The organism is Chlamydia buteonis (assembly GCF_900634605.1).
Taxonomy (GTDB): Bacteria; Chlamydiota; Chlamydiia; order Chlamydiales; family Chlamydiaceae; genus Chlamydia; species Chlamydia buteonis.
This window is the reverse complement of the sequence record NZ_CAAAFM010000002.1, coordinates 264,074-285,559: the sequence shown is the minus strand read 5'-3', so window position 1 is coordinate 285,559 and position 21,486 is coordinate 264,074. Positions and strand designations below refer to the sequence as shown.

Here is a 21,486-nt window from a genome sequence, read left to right as displayed (position 1 = left end):
TTCTTTTATAAATAAACTCTTTATTAATTAAATTGTTTTATTAATATGCGAATTATAATTTATTATTCGCACGAGATAAAACTATGAGAAAAAGAAATTCCTTCTTTAACCCGGTCTCTAATAACACCGAACCTCTAGCTTCTATGATTCAAAAAACTATAACTATGGTAGAAAAGATCAAAGATGATACTAAGGATGCTGTGAACTTAGATCTCAATAAGATTTACACGGATATACAAGACATTAAGACGATTTTAAAAAAGCAAACCAAAGATATAGATTATTTATATACAAAGAAAACTGATGAAAAAGTTCAAGATTTAGAGACAGATATGAGTCTCATGAAGATATCTCTTCATAGTCTTTTAGAAGAATTGAACGATTTAAAGATCCTTATAGAAGAAGGTATTGATGATTCTCTAAGTGATAATAATTACCTTGTTCAGACAGTGTTAATAGAGATCTACCAGAAATTCTTACCTATATCAGGTGGGATGCTCACAGGAAATATAGATATGAATCGTCATACGATCTCAGGTCTTGAAACTCCTAAAAACCCTAAAGATTCTTACGCGGCTTCTGTAGGTTACTTAAGTTCAAAATTGCGCCCTATAGAAGATAAACTTCATGAAACTCATGAAAAGGTCAAAAATCATGACAACTCTATAACTACATTAACTTTTCAAATGATGCCGGTGTCCGGTGGGAAATTTCGTGGTCTTGTAGATATGGATGGTTATAGAATTACAGGATTAGCCAACCCTAAAGAACGCTCTGATGCTATATCTTTAGAATATCTTGAGAAATATTTGGCATCGCAACATCTTTCTGAAGTAACAGAAAAAGCTCTAGTACAACCTCAAACTACGCATACGGAAGCCTATCTTTTTTGTTCTACAGGTCTGAGCCACGAGGTAGAATACCCTTTGCCTCTAGAGCTTCTTTCTCAGGGTATTTTAGGATTTGCTTGGGGAGCAAAAAGCCCAACATTTTCGGGGAAATTCCCTATGAATTCTCTTCAATATTCTTCATCTGATGAAGAGCAAAGCTGTTTTGTACTTGATGATGATGTGCTATATGGTAAGTATCCAGGAATTTATACCTGGGAGCTTACTTTGAAAGCGCTAATCCCCTCAATTTTAGATTATAGCCACCCCTGTATAAAACTTAAGATTTACTACGATTATCCTTCTTGGAACCCAAAGGAAGAGTTGCAAGGAAATATGAGTTCTATAGACGTGCCGCTACATAGCGTGGGAATAACTACGATAGGAGGTTGTAACTATGATATTGTAGAACTCCCCGCTGGAAATGCTCGCGTATTTACTGTTCCTAAACACTGTGGTGGAGTATCCATACATTTAGAGAATGTTAAAGAAGGAGCTTTTGCTGAAGATCTTTATATTATACAAGCAGCATACAGTTGTAGCTGGCGACGTCATTAAATCATGCAACAGCTGCTATAAGCAGCTGTATATCTTACCACTATTTTCCAGAATTCAAGTAGAGATTTAAAGGATGCTCATCATCTAAATCACCATAACGCTTGTCATAGGTGCTTACGATCTCTCCCTGATCTACAAGGTATACCCGATCTAAACATCCTTGCACAAAATGCATATCGTGGGTGGAGATACCTAAGGTCAGATTTTGATCTCTCAAAGATTCCAAAAGACGTTTAAACGCAGAGGTAGAAAAAGGATCCAATGCAGATGTAGGCTCATCAAAAAGGAGGGTACGCTTATCCATGCATAGAGAGCGAACTATAGCCACACGTTGTTTTTGCCCTCCAGAAAGGTGGTGAGGATAGCTATTAGCAATATCTTCGATATCCAAGAATTTTAAAAGATTAAAGGTTTTATCTTTAGCCTCTTCCTTACTTCTATGCTTAACGATCATTTGTGGATGCATGCAGTTATTTAAAACTGTCATGTGAGGAAAAAGCTCTGGTTGTTGAAAAACCAATGCCGGGGATTCCCCTTCAATTGAAATATCACCACTTATAGGTTCTACTAACCCTACAAGTGCTCGTAATATGGTTGTTTTCCCTGAACCACTCTTACCAACAAAAAGAGTAATATGTCCCTCTTCTAAAGAGAATGAAACTTTAGATAAAATATGTTTGTTATTTATGGAATACGCAAGATTTCTAACCTTAACAGTCATACTTCCCTCTTCTCAAGCAACCTAGCTACATAAGAAAACAATGATGTCATAAGCAAATATAAGGCTGCGCAGATACTATACATTTCCATGGGATTGAGTTTACGAGAAACAATGTCCTTACTTACCTTAGTGAGTTCAGGAACTCCTACAACCATCAAAATGCTACTTTCTTTAATCAAGGCAACAAATTCATTTGTTAAAGAAGGTAAGATATTTTTAAAAACCTGTGGATAGATGATATAAAAGAAAATCTGCGACTTTTTGTATCCCAAAACCCTCGCTGATTCCCATTGGCCTACTGATAAGGCATTAATCCCACCGCGGATGTTTTCAGCAAGATAGGCAGAAGAATTGATGCTCAAAGCAATTAATCCCGCCATTAAGGGTGTCGGGTCCAACCTAATTATTGATGGTAAACCGAAGTAAAATATGAGAATTTGAATAAACAGAGGCGTGCCACGGATAACAGTGACATAGAGATTTCCTAGCCATCGCGTGATGCGGGAAGGAAAATAACGCGATGTCATTGTTCCGATAATTAAACCTAAAAAGGAGCCGCAGAGTATGGAAATTCCACTAACAAATAACGTATAACCACAACCACGTAGCAGTACTCTTGCTGTAGCAACCCAATGTTCCATAAATCAGCAACGCATATTTATTTATCATTAAAGCATAATCATGCAATTAATCAGAAAAAACTAGCAAGAAGTTTTCTATATCTTTGGCTATTAAGGAAATCGTTGACTCTGAAATCGGCGTGATAAAAATTGTGTCATCTCCAGCTAAAGTTCCTAAAATACTTTCTGTAAACCTATTGTCAATTAAGCTGGCTATCCATGAAGCAGAACCGGGCACTGTGCGGATAACGATCAAAGAAGAATTATGATGAACAGAAAAGACCAGGTGTTTAATATTTGACTCACCCATAGACGGCGGAAGAGAGTAACGCGCACCTTTTTCTCCCGGGATTTTTATTGCATGGACTTTTCTTAGCCAGCGGGAAACGGAGGATTGTGTCATGGCAATCCCCAATGAAGATAGTTTTTGACAAATTTCTTCCTGAGTGGAAGCCCCTTCTCTGTTTAAAATTTCTTTTAAAGCTTCGTCAACTGCTACATTTTTTTTCATTTTGCCTCTTGAAGTTTTCCTTGCTGATATTCAGAAGACCTCTTTACTATAGAATACTAATTGATATTTTTCTTTGGTTTTTATGCTTACTCTAGGGTTGGAAAGCTCTTGTGATGAGACCGCGTGTGCTTTAGTAGATGCTAACGCGAAAATTGTAGCAAATGTCGTCTCCTCCCAACAAGATCACGTTTCTTATGGAGGCATAGTTCCTGAACTAGCTTCTCGAGCTCATCTTCAAGTTTTCCCTTCTGTGGTGCAGTCTGCTTTAAAGGAGTCGGGAGTTTCTTTAGAAGATATTGATTTGGTTGCAGTCACACATACGCCAGGACTTATAGGTTCTCTAGCTATAGGAGTGAACTTTGCTAAAGGTTTGGCTGTAGGATGTCAGAAACCTATAATTGGAGTAAATCATGTTGAGGCGCATCTTTACGCCGCCTACATGGAAGCAAGCTCAGTGGAATTCCCTGCACTAGGTTTAGTAGTTTCTGGAGCTCACACCGCTATATTTTTGATGGAAGACCCTTTAACTTATAAGTTAATAGGAAAAAGTCGAGATGATGCTATAGGAGAAACTTTCGATAAGGTGGCGCGGTTTTTGGGTTTGCCATATCCCGGAGGGGCTTTAATAGAAAAACTTGCAGTTCATGGATGTGAATCATCCTATCCTTTTTCTCCCTCGAAAGTTCCAGGTTATGATTTGTCTTTTAGTGGATTAAAAACAGCTGTTCTTTATGCAATTAAGGGGAATAATAGTAATCATCGCACTCCACTGCCAGAGCTTTCTGAAACTCAAAAGAACAATATTTCAGCGTCTTTTCAAAAAGCCGCATTCACTAGCATTGCACAAAAACTTCCTAATATTGTAAAAAAATTTTCGTGCAGGTCTATACTTGTTGGAGGGGGAGTAGCAAACAATAAGTATTTCCAAAGCTTGTTAAAAAATGCTCTAGATTTGCCTTTATACTTTCCTTCTTCTAAGTTATGTACAGATAATGCTGCGATGATAGCAGGATTAGGAAGAGAGTTATTTCTCTCAGAAAAAATCACTTTAGGAATTACTCCATGCGCAAGATATCAATGGGAATCTGCTTCGGCTTCCTTATCTCCTCTTCCCTAATGCTTCATGGATGTAAACATTTTCGCCAATCTCAAGACCACCTTTCTATCAACATGAAAGACGACCCGCGTTCTTTAGATCCTCGCGAAGTTCGTCTACTATCTGATATTAATTTAATTAAGCATATTTATGAGGGATTGGTTCAGGAAAATACGCGCACAGGAAATCTAGAACCAGCACTTGCTGAGAGCTACTCCCTTTCCGATGATGGCAAGACCTATACTTTTTATTTAAAGAAGGCATATTGGAGTAATGGAGATCCTTTAACATCAGAAGATTTTATTGCTTCTTGGAAACAAGTTGTAAGCCAAGAAGTTTCGGGTGTTTATAATTTTGCTTTTGATCCTATTAAGAATATTAAGCAAATACAGCAAGGAGCGCTCTCTGAAGAGCATATAGGGTTTCATGCGAAGGATGATCAAACTTTAGTCATTGAATTAGAATCTCCAACCTCACATTTTCTTAAGCTGCTAGCATTACCTATTTTCTTTCCGGTACATAAGGAGCAACGCGAGTTACAACAAACTTTGCCGATTGCGAGTAGTGCCTTTTATCCTAAAAAGATCAAACAAAAACAATGGCTACGTCTTGAAAAAAATCCTTACTACTACAATCAAGAACAAGTAAAAACTCAAGCAATTACCGTACATTTTGTCCCCGACCCAAATACCGCTGCCTTATTGTTTAATCAAGGCAAATTAGATTGGCAAGGTCCTCCTTGGGGAGAACGTATCCCTACAGAAACTCTTGCTCACCTACAGTCTACAGGTAACCTACATTCCTTCGATGTTGCAGGGACTTCCTGGCTAACCTTTAACGTCAATAAATTCCCCCTTAATCACACAAAGTTAAGGAAAGCACTATCTTTAGCCTTAGATAAGGAATCCTTAGTATCCACAATCTTTTTAGATAGAGCAAAGCCTGCACAACATTTGCTCCCAAATAACTTACATACCTACCCAAATTTAGATCTTCCTACGAAAGAACAACGTAAGCATCTTGCCAAGAAACTTTTTAAAGAGGCCTTGGAAGAGCTAAATATTTCAGCAAAGGATTTAGAAAGTCATTCCCTGGTCTTTCCTGCTGGCTCTTCGGCAAGCGCTTTAATGGTACAATTAATTCGCGAACAGTGGAAGGATACCCTTGGGTTTTCTATCCCTATAGTAGGAAAAGAATTTGCACTTTTACAAACAGAACTAGCCTCAGGGCATTTCTCTTTGTCAACTGGAGGATGGTTTGCTGATTTTTCTGATCCTATGGCATTTCTAACCATTTTTGCTCATCCTTCAGGAGTGCCTCCTTATGTAGTGAACCATAAGGATTACATGACTCTTCTCGCCACGATTCAAGAAGAAAGAGATCTCAATAAGCGCCGTGAGTTGATTTCACAAGCATCACTCTATCTAGAAACTTTTCATATCATTGAACCAATCTATCATGATGCGTTTCATTTTGCATTAAACAAAAAGTTATCCAATTTCGACTTTTCCCCTACCGGAGTCGTAGATTTTCGCTACGTTAAAGCCCCTTAATCTTTCAAAGAAACGATGAAAACGTAGAGCAACTTATTAAAATGTTTTTAAGTTACTCTATGACTTATTCTGTATAAATGTCTTTTGGGTTATGTCTCTTTAAAATGTCTGTAGGAAAATAAGTATTTTTCTCCGTAGTTACTTTTATTCTTTTTTTGTTATCCTAAATGTTTTTAGCTATGTCACGAGGTCTCAAAAGTACGATGGAAATGACAAGTAATGAAAATAAAGATGGAGGGAGAACTTTACCCTGTCCCCCCTGTGTGATGGTAATTTTCGGTGCTACAGGCGATCTTACAGCGCGCAAGTTATTTCCAGCATTATACCATCTGATCAAAGAAGGCAGGCTATCTGAAAACTTTGTCTGTGTAGGCTTTGCAAGAAGAAAAAAGAGTCACGAAGAATTTCGTGAAGAAATGAAACAGGCTATACAGAATTTTTCACGTGCTCAAGAACTCGATATCCGTATCTGGGAGGAATTTGAATCGCGTATATTTTATCACCAATCGAACTTTTCTTCTTCGGAAGGCTATGCTTCGTTGAAGGAAAGACTCGAGGAGATTGATAAGCAATATGGAACTCGAGGGAACCGGCTATTTTATTTATCTACACCTCCAGATTATTTCCCTGAAATTATTGAAAATATTAATAAACACAAACTGTTCTATCATGATCAAGGAGAAGGGAAACCTTGGTCACGCGTGATTGTAGAAAAACCTTTTGGTGTAGATTTGCAAAGTGCCAAGGAGTTGCAAAGATACATAGACGATAATTTAGATGAAGGCTCTGTCTATCGTATTGACCATTATTTAGGAAAAGAAACTGTACAAAACATCCTCACGATACGTTTTGCCAATACCTTGTTTGAGTCTTGTTGGAATTCTCAATATATTGATCACGTACAAATTAGCGTTAGCGAATCCATAGGCATAGGCACTCGAGGAAATTTCTTTGAGAAATCAGGGATGCTTCGCGATATGGTGCAAAACCATATGATGCAGCTTTTATGTTTACTTACTATGGAACCCCCCTCCGTATTCAATTCTGAAGAGATAAAAAAAGAAAAAATCAATATCCTTAAGAAAATACGTCCGTTTTCTAAAGATGATGTAATCCGTGGTCAGTACGGCCCTGGAGAAGTCCAAGGAGTTTCTGTTCTTGGCTATCGCGAAGAGGAAAATGTAAGTTCAAATTCTAAGGTAGAGACTTACTTAGCTTTGAAGATGTTTATAGATAACCCCCGTTGGTTAGGAGTGCCTTTCTATCTGCGAGCAGGAAAACGCCTTGCTAAACGCTCTACAGATATTTCTATTATTTTTAAAAAGTCCTACGCGACTTTATTTGAACCCGAATCTTGTCGTATTTGTCCTATAGAAAATGATCTCCTCATTATTCGTATACAACCGGATGAAGGCGTAGCTTTACAATTTAACTGTAAAGTCCCTGGGATGAATAATGTCGTGCGTCCTGTGAAAATGGATTTTCGCTATGACACCTATTTTAAAACAACAGCCCCCGAAGCCTATGAAAGATTGCTTTGTGATTGCATTTTAGGTGATAGGATTCTCTTTACATCTAGTGATGAAGTCATGGCTTCTTGGGAGCTTTTTACACCAATTCTAAAGCAGTGGGAACAAGATTCTTCAGATGTGGTCTTCCCTAATTATGTTGCCGGTTCTGCGGGACCTAAAGAGGCAGATAAATTACTACAAGCCGATGGAAGAAGTTGGCGTCCTTTGTAATATAACTTTATTTTGAGATGATTATGGCAACATTAGTTAACTTTAATGATACAAATAAACTCCTTCTTACGAAAAAAACTGAGCTATTTATTGATCTAGCAAGTAAAGATTGGATAGCAAGTGCAAATAAGTCGATAAAACAAAGAGGGGCTTTTTATGTTGCTCTTTCTGGCGGAAGAACTCCTCTGGAAATCTTTAAGGCAATCGTGATAAATAAAGAGAAACTTTCTGATCCCAGAAAGATCTTTTTATTTTGGGGAGACGAAAGAAATGTTCCTTATACGTCTTCAGAAAGCAATTACGGACAAGCAATGAGTATTCTTCAGGATTTACGTATTCCTGAAGAACAAATTTTCCGTATGGAAATCGAAAATCTTGAGGGTGCTAGGGAGTATCAAGACATTATAGAACGTACAGTTCCTGATACAAGTTTTGATATGATCATGCTCGGTCTTGGTCAAGATGGACATACCTTATCGTTATTCCCGAATACAGAAGCTCTAACAGAAAAGGAGCGCCTTGTCGTTTTTCAAAGAATTCCTCAATTGGATACAGAAAGAATGACCCTTACGCTACCCCTTACATATAAGGCAAAGCATATCGTTGTCTACGTTCAGGGGGAAAATAAGAAAGATATTGTAAGAAGTATCTTTTTTCCTTTAGATAAACAGCGCAAAGCCTATCCTATAGAGCTCATTGGGCAAGAGAAAACTCCCCTGTTTTGGATCCTTGCCCCCGATGCTTATGAATCAAAGGACTTCGACTCGATTTCTTCATTCTATAAACTAGACATTATCTAGTTTATATACCCCATAAGGCGGAATCAGGCAGCAGTTATTGTGCTGAACGGATGGCCTCTTCATAACTTGGAGGAGATTCTGTATAATTGGGATAAGGAGGAGCGCTTGGAGTATTATTTGGGAACGATGCTGGTTGCTGACCTGCACCACGACCCAGTTGCTGTAAATATACGAGTTCTGAGTAGCTCAGCATATTTTCTTCTCGCTGATTCGCAAGACATTGTTGTGCTGTAGTCTGACTAAAGATGTTATGAAGGTACTCTTCAGGATTCAAAGATATTTGATTCGCAACCATAGTGTATAGTGTGGCTTTACTTAAGTGTAAAACAGCATTTTGTTGCTTTTTAGCCATATGAATAGAAGCGATTATAAAACTTACAAAGCTTATAAACAATAAACTCCCTCCAGCAGCACAACAACCAATAATTGCTGCAGAGATCGCAGCCGTTGCTAAAGGTCCTGTGAAGAAAATACCTAGTATAGCTCCCGCGACTAAGGCTAATAATGCAATGGAACAAATAATAGCACACACTAAGTAACCAATTTTAGCGGCTCTATAGTTTTTGTAAGCAGAAGCTAGCTCTTTGTTTGCCTCTAGAGTGACAATAGCAGCAGTTTTTGTTTTAGCTTTTTCTGGAGTGTCAGCATGGAATGAAGATAAATCTAAAGAGATCTCTCGATTAGTTTGTTTCAGTTTAAAAATTTCCTGAGAAGCACTATGAATTTTTATGGAGCTTAAAATGGTTGATCCTAAAGAAGCACCAAAAATCCCTAAAATTAAAGTGGCTAAGATACCCAAGATAAAGGACACAAAAATGGAGTCTGTACTGCCTCCTCCACTACTACTTCCTCGACATAAGCCACATAAGAAACGGATCCAGAGCATGTGTTCTATACAATGGAGTGTGGCGTCCACAGTTGTCATAATGGCAAAGGCGGTCTGTTCATCGGAATCAACACCAGAGGAGAGAGTGGCTCCCGATAAAGCTGCCCTATTTATCGATTCTGAAGTCGCTTCCAGGTGTTGTGTTAAGAAACTATGAACACAAGACCCAGAATCTAAATTTGTGAATCTTAATTTCCCTGTCTCCGTAAAATTTAAAATTGAAAAACGGGCTTCGGTATTAGCAGTCCCCACTTTATTATTTAAAGAACTAGCTGACATAAGCGTACTTTTTTAAACATATTAAACAAATCAATGCAGAATTATAGGTTATTTATAGTTTTAAATCACGACTATTATTCCACTATAACTATGAGTCTTTACAGTTTCTCAATTTTTTAAGATCTTTACCATCGGGCTACATGCTCTAGATAGAGAGGGGAACTTGCCATAAAACTTACAAAAGAATCCAAGCTTCCAATAGCAGCATAGCCATTTTGATCCACTTGATATGTAAGTATCAGTCCGTGAATAATCCCTCCTATGAGAGGAATAAGAACTAGATGCTCAGAGATAATTTCTGTTTTTAGTTTCCTAAAAACTTTACTGAAAGATGTTTCTAGGTTAAGGGAACACATTGCTAGGACTAGGAATTTTAATGTTTTTGCTACTATTTTGATCAGTAAAAAAGCCCAAGATAAAACACTGATAACTACAGAGATGACAGGGAAAGTAATAAGATCAAAAACTACGCACACAGCTTTTGTAGTGCTTGAGAAATCGTTTAGATCTCGTTTCCCAAAAGTTAAATAGCAAGTCATGGTATAACCTCATATTTTATGTATGCTGATTATTGTTTTCTCTATTTCTTCTGTCTTCTTCCATAACCTCTTGATATGTTGGTGGTCGCTCTGAATACGGGGGTGGAACAGGAGAAGTCATGAATTCTCTAGAATAATCAAGGATGGCATGATCAATCTCATTGAAAGATTCGTCGTACTCTGGTTCTGTGCATGGTGGAAAAGTGAGAGGGTCTAAAAATGCACTGTAGTGACTCAAACAGCTCCTAGCTCTAGCTATTAAGGAAGTGACATTATCAGACTCTTCGGTAGATACACGAATTTTGTCACTAATATAAAGACTAAGCAGGGAACGGTGTATAGAATCCACAGCGGCTTGGCGCTGTTTTTTACTATGATGCTCATAAGGAGATGAAAGCAAACCTAATAATAGAAAGGTTAGACTCCCACATCCAAAAGCAGATTCTGTTGGAGATATGAAACACGCGTTAGAGAAAACATCCGTGGAATGAAAAGTAAATACGCATCCCACAATAAATACTATCAATGCGAGTAATGAGATTATGCCTATAACAAGAGAAACGATTTTCCAAGCAAGTAAAGATAATGCGACTTTTCTTGCATGATATAAAGCCGATGCTGAGGCTATATAACCACCCCGTTTAAACGGTGAAATGTTGTTATTCTTATTAAGAAAACTTATGATTTGTCTCTCTTTGCGGTAGAAAAGAAAACTTTTCCTTACCAATAAACAAATCGCGATAACACTTCTTATTACACTACCGAATGTATTTTGATAGATGTTGTTAAGCAAGCTACAGATTGCATGAATGAAAACCAGAAAACGGTGAGGGCTTTCAGAGAAGTCAAAACAGAGACTACTTTGAGGTGGAGAGAAACAAATAAAATAGTCATCAATCAAGTCTGCAGCTGGAACCGGTCTTTGTTGAGTAAAAAGTGTATTAGTAAATGCTGAGATATTATTTATCTTGAGCAAATTATTAATATCTTGATCTTGAGAAGATCCTCCATTTATAAGATGCTCTAAGGGACCATTGCTACGTATTGAAATTCCATAAACAGCTGACTTTTCTCTTGTAATAGAATCAAAAAAATGAAGGATTTGGTTATTAGGAGAAAGATGATCAAGCGGCTCATGCATGGGTTTATAATTCTAATAAGAAGTAAATTAATGAGGAATTATAATTTGACTCCCCTCTTTATTTCAAATTGTTTTAAACCATTACACAACATATTCAGTTATACTTATTAATATTTTATCGCTTAACGATTGCCAAATAGTTGGTGATTTTTCTATTCTTTTCTTAGGATTTTGACTTTTAAAATTTTTATTAGATTTCTGATGCTTATCTAAAGCATAGAGTATAAATTTTAAATTTATCTAAATATCCTATGGTGTAGGTAAAAATTTGCAAGTGGTTATGTTAAAGAATGTTTTTTATATTATTATGGGGCCTCCCGGATCAGGCAAGGGCACACAATCACAGCGTCTTGCTCATCAGTTAAAACTTCCCCACATTAGTTCTGGAGAACTATTTCGTTCTGCTATAGAGTCAGCCTCTCCTTTGGGGATCGAGGCTGCTGAGTATATTAATCAAGGTTTTCTTGTCCCCGATGAAATTGTTTGGGGTATGGTTCAAGAAGCCTTAAGCCAACCCGAGTGTCAGTCTGGATGTATTATTGATGGGTTCCCAAGAACTCTAGGTCAAGCAATTCTTCTGAATGATTTTTTTATGCAATCTCACGCTGATTATCGTGTTATACAATTAGATGTTTCTAACGAAGAGATTATTCGTAGGATTCATTCGCGATTCATATGCCCTTCTTGTAAACACGTATATAATCAAAATCAGGGATTTAGTGAGTGCCCCGCGTGTCAAATTAAATTAGTTCGTCGCTCTGACGATACTCTAGAGGTGATTCATAAGAGACTTGAGGGTTATGAGAAATCTACTTCTCCTTTAATTGACTATTATCAAGAGCTAGGGAAATTAACACGTATTCCTTCTGAGGCATCTCCTGATGACGTTTTTCAAAGTATTGAAGCTTGCATAAAAGCTTAATTTTACTTTTAGATATTCTCCATGTAGGCACATCTTTAATTATGGTTAGGAAAGATGAAACATTATCAACTGTATGCATCTGTTTCGGATCTTTCATCTGCACAAGGAGATTTAGAGACGCAGCTATTGTTTGGAGAGCGCTTACTTGCTGGTAAGCTCTCCTATTATGCCTATTCCCAATTAATCCGTGATCACGATTTTTGGCGCCCCTATCCAGTCAGAAATATATCCTCGCAATCGTCTTTTGCTCTTCTATCTCAATATATTTTACCTAATGCAGTCGTTAAGTCTTTCGATGCTTTTTTAGAACCTTGGCATATCCCTTTGCCCTACGGTTCTCCATTAGCAATAGATTTTCAAGGCAAAGTATCCCTTCCTAAAGAAGTAAAAATTAGAATGAAGCTCCCTCTGGATAAGGAAGTTCCTTGTTGTAATGTGAGCCACGTGCGTTTTTGTAATGAACCGTTCTCTATAGATCTTTTGCTGAAAGAATCTGAAAATTTCTTGGGAATTCCGTATGTTTGGGGAGGACGATGCCTACACCACTCCTTAATAGATTATGGATTAGATTGTTCTGGGTTTTTAAATATTTTATTTCAAGCACATGGATTAAGTATTCCTAGAAATGCTAGAGATCAGTACAAAGATTGTAATCTAGTAGAGTATTTCGAAGATCTCCCTCCAGGAGGTTTTGTTTTCTTAAAAAATGATCAGAACACACAAATCTCCCACGTAATGTTAAAGAAAAGCCAGAAGCATTTGATTCATGCGGTTCAAAAATTGGGAAAGGTTGTTCTTTTTGCTCTAGGAGTAGATATAGAGTTTAAAAAAGACAAGTTTCATACTCTGAGTGCAAAAGGAAAGGCATTTTTTGGAATACCAAAAAAAAGAAAAATTTTCTTCTAGAAAAGAAATAAACTACAGAGTTTTTAGGAAAACCTTTTAGATGAAAATAGAAAAAAGCAAGCGATAAAATTTGATAAGACTCTCGCTTGCTCTTGATAAAATATAACGGCGGACTCTAACGTTTAGAGAATTGGAAGCTTTTACGAGCCTTCTTGTGTCCGTATTTTTTACGTTCTTTCTTTCTAGGATCTCTTGTAAGGAAACCGTGACTTTTTAATTCTTGTTTAGAATCAACATTCTTTTTTAATAAAGCTCTAGCCAATCCTAAGCGTGTTGCAATAACTTGTCCTTGGATTCCACCACCGTTAATACGAATCACTAGATCAAAGTCATTGGAATACCCAAGAACTTTTAATGGGGAAAGGATAGTAACTCTTTGAATTTCCAATGGAAAGTATTCATCAAAGGCTTTTCCATTTACATCGATCTTGCCCGTTCCTGGACGAAGTCGAACGCTAGATACAGCTTGTTTTCTTCTTCCGGTAGCTACTGATTCTTCTATTGTATTTTTTACCACAATTTACCCCAAATTAAACATCTAATACGATCGGCTTCTGAGACTTAAACCCTTGATAACAATCCCCTTTCAGTATTCTTAAGGATTTTAACTGACGCTTGCCTAAACGAGTTTTTGGCATCATACCTTTAATTGCATGCTCGATAATATAAGAGGGTTTTTTAGCTATCATATTTTCAAAAGCAACTTCACGCATTCCTGAAATATATCCCGTGTAATATCGATATATTTTTTGACCTTTCTTCGCACCTGTCAAATGCACTTTTTCTGCATTAATAACGATAACTCCATCACCCATAGCTACGTGAGGCGTATAAGTTACCTTATGCTTACCGCGCAAGATTTTTGCTACCTCTGAAGAAAGCCTTCCCAAGGTTTTACCTGCAGCATCGATAACATACCAAGACTTGTTCTGAGCTTCAGATGCTTTGGCAATGGTTGTTTTCGTGTCTTTTCTTTTTTCCATAGTAATATAACCACCTTATCAGAAGGGGGAATTATAAATTTGTGCAATTTTTTTTCCAAATAAAAAGCAATAAAAGCAATCGATAGATGTATTTCCAAGTGTAAAAGGATCATCTTTTCAAAGGAAAATCAAATCTGTTTTTATGTGCTTGTAGTATTGTAAGGAGGCATTTCTTACTTCAATTTATTACTCATATTAAATGACATTTTACGGTAAAATAAGATAGATTTATTTTTTTGTTTTACATAAAGAGTTTTTGCTCTTCTCTCTCTATTTTTTAAGAATCTTATTTACAATTTCATAAGAAATAAGAAACTCATTATTGCAATAAAGTTTTTAGTAGAACTATTTGGTTGCTATAATGCTCAGATAGAAAACACACCTTGAGTTCAATGCGTGTGCTTACAGATGTCTCGTTATAGGGTTTTTTTAACTCTAATTCATAAGCTTAATCATAATTTTCAAGATCAAAACTAGCGTGTTGTAGGGTGTTTATTATGCCAGGAATTATTTTACATTCCCTTTTTAAAAACGATTGTCGTTGTCATGCTTCCTATTCGTTTGATAAGCGAGTTCAAGATCGTATGACTATAGCCACAGTTATGACTATTATTTCTTCTATCAGTTTGCTACTGGCTCTGATTCCAGCGATTATCATGTCCAATCCTATAGGATTTATTTGGGCTGGGATTTTTGGTAGTATGGCTTTGGCTTTATTTGTTTTTGCAATTCTAACAAACTATTTGAGATCAAACATTCCTAAAGGACTTAAAGAAACATTTAAGGATAAATATCCTCCTATTTTTTGTGATTTTATTGAAAAAAAGCAACTCACTATTCAAGAGATACGACTACTTCTTGATGCTTTAGAACAGGCTAGTCTTGATAGGGACATGTCTTTTCATAAGTATTTAGGCAAATTCACCCAAAAATTAAAAATAGCATTGAATAAATATGGTATTTCGGAGTTTGTAGATGGTCTAGAACAAATCGATCTTGCTTCTTTAGACTTAGTTTTGATTCAACATTGTCCTTTGTATTGGTTAAGAAAGTTTATACAATCAGCCTCAGAAGTTCCTGAGAGAGACTTGACAGGAGCATCTTACGAAGAAATTGCTTCATATTGGTTAGGAAAATCTGGATGTTGTAATAATGCTGGAACCATTTTTTCAGAAAATGTCTATCTTCTTGCTCAGACAGTATCTAAGGAGGATTACGAGAAATTTTCTTTTTATGTTCAAAATAATGATTGGAATAATCAGGAATTAGCTACAGAAAAGCAGCGAGTGGTAGAAGATTGTTTGGAACTAAAGAGGGAGCATAATGAGAATGCCGTGGTTGATGTCACAAGCTTCCTTTCGGGAATTAAAAATACCCTTTTAGAAATCTGTACACATGGAATTTGTTGGGAGCAATTAAATTTGGTTCGTTGTGTGAATCCTGATGATTGGGATTGTTTGTGTGCTCTTGATGGGAATAAACAAAGAATACGAAAGTTTGCTGTTCCCTGTCTTGGAGAAGTTTCGGATGAAAAACATCACTTATATGAACCTATGATTGCTCTTATCACATGGCAGGATATTCGTGAGCTGGGTTTAGATAAGGAAACTCTTTTGAATCAAGAAGTACGTAATCCTGAGGATAGGCTTGCTAATTATTTTACTAGACAAGCGCGCTATCACGGGTCCATTGATTTACTGGGGCAGGAAGTTTTAGAGCGTTTGCCTAGATATACTTTAGACTTTGCAACGGGAGCCAAAACGACGATATCTTAGAAAATTAGTTCTCCGTTTTGTAAAACCCCTTCACGATGACATTGACGTGCGAGTTGCTTATTATGGGTTACAATAAGCACTCCACGTGAATCATGGGATTGAGATAGAAGCAGTTGATGAATGTATTCAGAGGTTTGATTGTCCAAATTACCCGAAGGTTCATCAGCTAGTAAAATTGCGGGATTGTTTATCAGTGCTCTCGCGATTGCTACTCGTTGTTTTTCGCCTCCTGATAGGTTGCAACAGCGAGAGTGTGTTCTATGAGATAAGCCGACAGAGTCTATGAGTTCCAGAGCTTTTTTAAATGCAGAAGATCCTTTAGCGATATTTTGTCTCGCAATGCTTGCAGGCATTAACACATTATTGATTACAGTATCATCTTCCAAGAGGTAGAAATTTTGAAAAATAAAACCGATATATTGGTTTCTAAATGCTGATAAATTGTAGTGTTCTTTTCTTTTTCCTAGAAATAGGAGCTCTCCTGATGATGGTGTATCTAGTGTTCCTAATAGATGAAGGAGAGTGCTTTTCCCATTTCCTGAAGCTCCTGTAATAGCAACTACCTCTCCAGGATATAAGCTAAAGTTCACATTACGTAATATCTCGATGTCTTGATTGCTTTGTAGAACAAGCTTAGACAGATTTTTCGCTTGAATAAGAGGAGGCATAACTATTCCGCTTTTAAAATATCAGAAACATGCATCTTAGCTACTTTTCTTGCTGGTAATGCTCCAGAAATAGCAGCTAACACTAAAGTGCCTAGACCTAATATAAAAATAGTCGGCACATGTATTTCTTGAGGAAGACCTTGACCGAAGAAAGTAGAATTAAACGCTTCTCTGCCTTGTAAGTAACTTAAGCCTTTAGTAATTATTGAGAGATTTTTCATTGTTAAAATAGCCAAAGCTGTTCCAAAAACAACACCGATGCCTCCAGAGAACGCTCCACAGAGACCAAAAATAGCCTTTAAGCTACGAGAAGGAGTCCCCATAGCTTTAAGGATCCCTATTTCTTTCTTCTTATTATTTACTAAGAGAATAGACATAGTTACAACATTTGAACAAGCAACGATCAGGATAATAATGGAGACCAAGAGAAATAGAACTTGATCACTACGTAGTTGATCTAAAATAGGCTTGAAATATTGATAATCATAGAGAGAAGATACTTCCCAATATTCCTGTATACCGGCTTGACTTAAGATAGTTTCAATCTGCTTTTTAATTGGTGTTATCAGTTTACTGTTTGGAAAGAAGACATGTAGGCCATTATGCATGCCGATTCCTGTAGATTCTGAACGTATTTGAGAAGCTAGATCCATATCAATAAATACAATTTTACTTCCCATGGGAGATAAACCAGGATTATAGAAGCCTATGACATATACAGGATGCTTGATTTCTTTCTGAGTTTCTGGGGAGAAAATACTGAGCCCACCCCTATCTCCTACTCGGTACCCCATATCGCGATAATTCACAGGTAAGATAATCGAAGCTCCTCGATAGGTATTTTGCAAGTTTATAAAATCTTGTTCCCAACCTTCGTGAGAGCTATTAAAAGGGTTTAAAATCTCGGAACTATAATCTGTTTGTTCATAGGGAAGAACGCGATTTTTATACACTTCATCAGAAGGATAGGCAATAAATTGAGAAAATGTTCGTGATTCTGATGTGTTAGGATGGGGAATCCTCTCCATCTGTACATAGCCAATACCCTCTTCAAACTCTAAAAGTTGGGTGTGATTTTCCCCTAGATAGGGATTAAGAACTTCAAAAGCGATTTTTACAGGATCCTTTAATTTTCCATCTGAAGTTTTATCTGGTAGGGGGAAGTTTTCTGGTAATGAGTAGTCCAAATTCGGGTCATAGGGATCTATAATAGAGGAAGCAAGCTTCTCTCCTATTGTCTTTGTTGTATACAAAGAAAGGTCAGCATGTCTGTCTATTTGATAGTAATAGGAATCATAATAAACAGATGAAGGAAGGATTTTTATTGGAGAATGAAGCTGGGAAAGATCATGAATCCAACGTTGTTCTAAACCATAGATAACAGAAATAAAAACAATGGATAACCAAGTGACTAAAGAAATAATGCCTATTGAAAATATAGAAACAATGGCAGAAGATAACCTTTTTCTTCTTGGTATTAGATACTTAAAAGCAATTAGAAGTTCTAATTTCATGACCTACTCAACAACTTGAAATAGAAGCTAGCAGGTAAATTAAATCTTTTTACTTAGCTTCTTTGAAAATTACGTGCCTACGCAGTTTTCTATCATATTTTTTGAGTTCTAGTCGACTTGTTGTTTTTCTTTTGTTTTTAACAGTCCAGTATATATCGGAACTTTCAGAACTTTTTAATTTAATGATTTCACGATTCTTACTAGCCATTGATGAATCCTTTTAAGAAAATGATAAATTGCTTATGATACTATATTTATTTTCAAAAAGAATCAAGAAAACTTCCCCATAATTATAAGAGAATCTTCATGTCAACTAAAGAACAGTTTTTTTTTAAAGGGGTAACTTCAAAAAATAAAATTCATTTTATTAGTTTGGGCTGCTCAAGGAACCTTGTAGACAGTGAGGTAATGCTCGGGATTTTATTAAAAGCCGGTTATGAAGCTACCGAACTACTGCAAGAAGCTGATTATTTGATTTTGAATACTTGTGGATTTTTAAAAGCTGCTCGAGATGAATCTACGGATTATCTTCAACGAATAATCAGTGAGAAGAAAGAAACTGCCAAGATTATACTAACCGGTTGCATGGTTTCTAAGCATAAAGAGGAGTTAAAGCCTTGGCTCCCCTATGTACATTATGTTTTAGGTTCTGGAGATGTTGAACATATTTTATCGGCTATAGAATCTAAGGAAAGTGGAGAAAAGTTATCTTCTAAAAGTTATTTAGAAATGGGGGAAATTCCTAGAAAATTATCAACACCGAAGCACTATGCCTATTTGAAAATAGCTGAGGGGTGTCGTAAGCGCTGTGCTTTCTGTATTATTCCTACTATTAAGGGAGGATTAAGAAGTAAACCTTTAGAGCAGGTTATTAAAGAATTTCGCTTGTTGTTAAAAATGGGAGTAAAAGAAGTCATTCTCATTGCTCAAGATTTAGGTGACTATGGTAAAGATCTGTCTAAGGATCGCAAATCTTGCTTAGATAGTGTATTAAGAGAAATGCTTAAGGAGCCAGGGGACTATTGGATCAGAATGCTCTATTTGTATCCTGATGAAGTAGACGATACCATTATTGATCTTATGGAAAAAGATCAGCGCCTACTCCCTTATGTTGATATTCCTCTTCAACACATCAATAATCGGGTATTAAAAAAGATGTTAAGGACAACATCTAGAGAACAAATTTTAGATTTATTAACTAAGTTGCGTGCACGCATTCCCCATGTCTATATTCGTTCGTCATTTATTGTTGGCTTCCCAGGAGAAACTGATGAAGAATTTCAGGAGCTTGTAGATTTCGTTAGAGAAGGATGGATAGATAACTTAGGTATCTTTTCTTATTCTCAAGAAAATGGTTCTTTAGCTGCTGAGATGCCAGACCAAATACCTCAGAGCGTAAAATCAAAGAGATTAAAAATCCTCTCTCAAACACAGAAGAAAAATGTTGAGAAACATAATAAGCAGTTTGTAGGGAAAATTGTGGAAGCTGTTATTGATGGATATCATCCAGATAGTGAACTTTTACTCATAGCTCGTTTTTATGGTCAGGCTCCAGAAGTAGATCCCTGTATTATTGTGAATGAAGCGCGTTTAGTTTCGGGATTTGGAGAACGTTATCTTATCGAAATTACGGAATATGTAGGTTATGACTTGGTAGGTCGAGTTGTGAAAAAAGTGCCCGGAAAATAGTTTCCGGGCAAAAGTTTAGTGTATTTATTCAAAATAAGGCAGTTGCACTACGTTCCAAGAAAATGAAGCTGCCCGCCAACCATACGATAAGTTTTTCAGTATGAAACACCCGTTATTTTTTGCCAAAAATGTAGTTGCAATCCATTCCATAGGTTTAGGCCTGTAGTAACTTGTTCCTGAACAGGTGGATCCTTGTAAAAATGTCTCTTTGCCGTCGACAACCGCGACTAACAAACACTCTCCTCCTATTCCGTTATCCAACCAGCCACCGTGCTTTGACATAATGATACTAATACGGAAAAGTCTAGGATTTTCTGGGGTTGCATGAAAATTCAGATAACAAGAGTTGATCCCTTTGCCTACATACACATCAGAATTCTCTTGTTGTTCAATTGCAGTGTTAAATTTATCCCAAGGAATCCAAGCACCATACTTCACGTCCCCACTGCCTACATGTCCTCCTGAAGTAGCAGAACGCATAGAAACCGCAATTTTATTACTTTGAAAAACATGATAAGGGACATATTGTTGCGGCAATTTTTGACGATTCATGTTAAATTCTTGTTCGCTGCATGAGATTGTATGATTGCTGAGGTTTACTCTGCCAAAGAAGTCTGCTTGATTTTTGGTCCCTGTATCAATATTCATGTCCCCACTAACAAATAGGTCCTGCTTGCAGTTGAGGCTCCCATTGGTGCAGGTTAGGTTTTGAAGGTTAGTGTTTTTGGCTGTTATTGTTTTCGATACTGTTATGGCCTGTTTTTTTTTCTCTTCAGATAGGTCTTTAGAATAGATATTAAAACGAACAAATGTGGGGAAGCTAATATTAGTTTTAGGTGTTGACATATTTTAATCCTCCTCGGGAAATCTTGATGCAAATGGGAACCAAATCACACTTATAGTAGAAAACATGCTCTGTATATGTGCGTTTGTATAGACTCTGACGATAGGTTGCGAAGAGACATCTGAAATAGAGAAAATTGCATACAAGGCCGTGGATGTTCTATCTGTAGGATAATGACCACGAGTGTCTGCTGTGCATAAGTTTTCGAATTGACTACCTTGATCTAGCCTTAAGAATAAATTCACCTCATCATTTCCTGAGTGTTGTCCTCCTATTCTAGTGATTTCAAAAGTGACTTGATAGATTCCTGGAGTTTTAATAACAAGATCCTTACCCTCAACGTAGAAGTAGTTGCGGTACATCAATGTATAATTTTCAATATCTTTTGAAGTTCCGCTTTTTAAATCTAAAATAGAATTTGCAGGAATATTATATGTGCCGCGATGGTCTAACATGCAGGTATAGGCTTGTACAGAGCTTTTTTTATAGTAGTTGAAAGTTAAAGCGTCGCGTTGGGAAAGGGGATCGGAGATATTCCCAACACTCGGATTGTTAGAAGAGGTAATGCTGATGTTCCCATTTAAAACTGTATCCCGTAAAGAAAACCCATTCTTTCCTGAGAGTTTGCTGCCAGCAAAGAAATCACAGTTTGCATTTACGTCATTGGTTACAGTTAATGTACCAGCATCAAAGTCGTCCTCGATATTTAAATTGCCATTAATGTTTAATGTGGAATTGTCTAAGTAGAGGTTTTGGTCTTTAACTCCTGTTGCATTGGGATCAGTTTCTCTAGCTTGATTATTAGGATTATCCGATGTGAATCTAGAAATAGTTTTATCTTTATCATCCATA

Annotated in this window: 22 protein-coding genes; 9 read left to right on the top strand and 13 right to left on the bottom strand. The window is 36.8% G+C overall.

All coding sequences use genetic code 11. The annotated features are described in order from the left end of the window. The first annotated feature begins 83 nt into the window (after positions 1–83). Positions 84–1,445, top strand: coding sequence for a hypothetical protein (locus E1N70_RS04745; protein WP_131744390.1), 1,362 nt, complete (start codon positions 84–86; stop codon positions 1,443–1,445). Between the two features lie 40 nt (positions 1,446–1,485). Here E1N70_RS04745 and E1N70_RS04740 read toward each other — a convergent pair whose 3' ends face one another. Genes E1N70_RS04740 through argR form a run of 3 tightly spaced genes read right to left on the bottom strand, consistent with a single transcriptional unit; the run spans position 1,486 to position 3,297 of the window. Beyond that, positions 1,486–2,166, bottom strand: coding sequence for an ATP-binding cassette domain-containing protein (locus E1N70_RS04740; protein ID WP_131744389.1), 681 nt, complete (start codon positions 2,164–2,166; stop codon positions 1,486–1,488). After that, positions 2,163–2,807 carry an amino acid ABC transporter permease gene (locus E1N70_RS04735; protein WP_131744388.1) on the bottom strand — a complete coding sequence of 215 codons (645 nt, stop codon included), beginning with the start codon at positions 2,805–2,807 and terminating at the stop codon, positions 2,163–2,165. The genes E1N70_RS04740 and E1N70_RS04735 overlap by 4 nt, the downstream gene beginning before the upstream one ends. A 46-nt stretch (positions 2,808–2,853) precedes the next feature. Next, positions 2,854–3,297 (bottom strand): arginine repressor, encoded by a 444-nt coding sequence (gene argR, locus E1N70_RS04730; protein WP_131744387.1) that lies wholly within the window; start codon positions 3,295–3,297, stop codon positions 2,854–2,856. An 82-nt stretch (positions 3,298–3,379) separates the two neighbouring features. Here argR and tsaD point away from each other — a divergent pair, with 82 nt between their 5' ends. From tsaD to pgl, 4 genes are all read left to right on the top strand, one after another. After that, positions 3,380–4,414, top strand: coding sequence for a tRNA (adenosine(37)-N6)-threonylcarbamoyltransferase complex transferase subunit TsaD (gene tsaD / locus E1N70_RS04725; protein ID WP_131744386.1), 1,035 nt, complete (start codon positions 3,380–3,382; stop codon positions 4,412–4,414). Then, positions 4,360–5,946 carry a peptide ABC transporter substrate-binding protein gene (locus E1N70_RS04720; RefSeq protein ID WP_131744385.1) on the top strand — a complete coding sequence of 529 codons (1,587 nt, stop codon included), beginning with the start codon at positions 4,360–4,362 and terminating at the stop codon, positions 5,944–5,946. Before tsaD ends, E1N70_RS04720 begins: the two co-directional genes overlap by 55 nt. Positions 5,947–6,149: 203 nt before the next feature. Continuing rightward, positions 6,150–7,688: a glucose-6-phosphate dehydrogenase gene (gene zwf, locus E1N70_RS04715; RefSeq protein ID WP_131744384.1), complete on the top strand. Its 1,539-nt coding sequence runs from the start codon at positions 6,150–6,152 to the stop codon at positions 7,686–7,688. Positions 7,689–7,711: 23 nt separating this feature from the next. Next, positions 7,712–8,488, top strand: a complete 777-nt coding sequence (pgl, locus tag E1N70_RS04710; protein ID WP_131744383.1) for a 6-phosphogluconolactonase — start codon at positions 7,712–7,714, stop codon at positions 8,486–8,488. 34 nt (positions 8,489–8,522) lie between these two features. On the opposite strand, the gene garD (E1N70_RS04705) is transcribed toward pgl, so the two are convergent. The 3 genes from garD (E1N70_RS04705) to garD (E1N70_RS04695) form a co-directional block, all read right to left on the bottom strand. Further along, positions 8,523–9,653, bottom strand: a complete 1,131-nt coding sequence (gene garD / locus E1N70_RS04705) for an inclusion membrane protein GarD (RefSeq protein ID WP_131744382.1) — start codon at positions 9,651–9,653, stop codon at positions 8,523–8,525. A 125-nt stretch (positions 9,654–9,778) separates the two neighbouring features. Continuing rightward, positions 9,779–10,192 (bottom strand): hypothetical protein, encoded by a 414-nt coding sequence (locus E1N70_RS04700; RefSeq protein ID WP_131744381.1) that lies wholly within the window; start codon positions 10,190–10,192, stop codon positions 9,779–9,781. Between the two features lie 16 nt (positions 10,193–10,208). After that, positions 10,209–11,333 (bottom strand): inclusion membrane protein GarD, encoded by a 1,125-nt coding sequence (garD, locus tag E1N70_RS04695; RefSeq protein WP_131744380.1) that lies wholly within the window; start codon positions 11,331–11,333, stop codon positions 10,209–10,211. Between the two features lie 280 nt (positions 11,334–11,613). On the opposite strand from garD (E1N70_RS04695), the gene E1N70_RS04690 reads away from it, so the two are divergent. Both E1N70_RS04690 and E1N70_RS04685 read left to right on the top strand, forming a co-directional pair. After that, entirely contained in the window at positions 11,614–12,255 is a 642-nt protein-coding gene (locus tag E1N70_RS04690; protein ID WP_131744379.1) for an adenylate kinase, read from the top strand. 54 nt (positions 12,256–12,309) lie between these two features. Then, complete coding sequence (locus E1N70_RS04685) at positions 12,310–13,161, top strand: C40 family peptidase (protein ID WP_131744378.1); 852 nt, start codon at positions 12,310–12,312, stop codon at positions 13,159–13,161. Positions 13,162–13,276: 115 nt separating this feature from the next. Here the strand turns inward: E1N70_RS04685 and rpsI are convergent, their stop codons facing one another. Then, on the bottom strand, positions 13,277–13,678 hold the full coding sequence (gene rpsI / locus E1N70_RS04680) for a 30S ribosomal protein S9 (protein WP_011097135.1): 402 nt from the start codon (positions 13,676–13,678) through the stop codon (positions 13,277–13,279). A 13-nt stretch (positions 13,679–13,691) separates the two neighbouring features. Next, on the bottom strand, positions 13,692–14,144 hold the full coding sequence (rplM, locus tag E1N70_RS04675; RefSeq protein ID WP_131744377.1) for a 50S ribosomal protein L13: 453 nt from the start codon (positions 14,142–14,144) through the stop codon (positions 13,692–13,694). 497 nt (positions 14,145–14,641) lie between these two features. Here rplM and E1N70_RS04670 point away from each other — a divergent pair, with 497 nt between their 5' ends. After that, positions 14,642–15,919, top strand: a complete 1,278-nt coding sequence (locus E1N70_RS04670; RefSeq protein WP_131744376.1) for a DUF1389 domain-containing protein — start codon at positions 14,642–14,644, stop codon at positions 15,917–15,919. On the opposite strand, the gene E1N70_RS04665 is transcribed toward E1N70_RS04670, so the two are convergent. From E1N70_RS04665 to rpmG, 3 genes are read right to left on the bottom strand one after another with little or no spacing between them, the layout of a single operon-like run. Next, on the bottom strand, positions 15,916–16,587 hold the full coding sequence (locus E1N70_RS04665; protein ID WP_131744375.1) for an ABC transporter ATP-binding protein: 672 nt from the start codon (positions 16,585–16,587) through the stop codon (positions 15,916–15,918). The two genes, E1N70_RS04670 and E1N70_RS04665, sit on opposite strands and share 4 nt — an antisense overlap. 2 nt (positions 16,588–16,589) lie before the next feature. Continuing rightward, on the bottom strand, positions 16,590–18,101 hold the full coding sequence (locus E1N70_RS04660) for an ABC transporter permease (protein ID WP_131744374.1): 1,512 nt from the start codon (positions 18,099–18,101) through the stop codon (positions 16,590–16,592). Between the two features lie 49 nt (positions 18,102–18,150). Beyond that, positions 18,151–18,309 carry a 50S ribosomal protein L33 gene (gene rpmG / locus E1N70_RS04655; protein WP_131744373.1) on the bottom strand — a complete coding sequence of 53 codons (159 nt, stop codon included), beginning with the start codon at positions 18,307–18,309 and terminating at the stop codon, positions 18,151–18,153. A gap of 98 nt (positions 18,310–18,407) precedes the next feature. On the opposite strand from rpmG, the gene rimO reads away from it, so the two are divergent. After that, on the top strand, positions 18,408–19,790 hold the full coding sequence (gene rimO / locus E1N70_RS04650) for a 30S ribosomal protein S12 methylthiotransferase RimO (protein ID WP_131744372.1): 1,383 nt from the start codon (positions 18,408–18,410) through the stop codon (positions 19,788–19,790). A 24-nt stretch (positions 19,791–19,814) separates the two neighbouring features. On the opposite strand, the gene E1N70_RS04645 is transcribed toward rimO, so the two are convergent. Together E1N70_RS04645 and E1N70_RS04640 are read right to left on the bottom strand one after the other, a co-directional pair. After that, positions 19,815–20,636 (bottom strand): hypothetical protein, encoded by an 822-nt coding sequence (locus E1N70_RS04645; RefSeq protein ID WP_131744371.1) that lies wholly within the window; start codon positions 20,634–20,636, stop codon positions 19,815–19,817. 3 nt (positions 20,637–20,639) lie between these two features. After that, positions 20,640–21,485 (bottom strand): hypothetical protein, encoded by an 846-nt coding sequence (locus tag E1N70_RS04640; RefSeq protein WP_131744370.1) that lies wholly within the window; start codon positions 21,483–21,485, stop codon positions 20,640–20,642. Position 21,486: the final 1 nt, after the last annotated feature.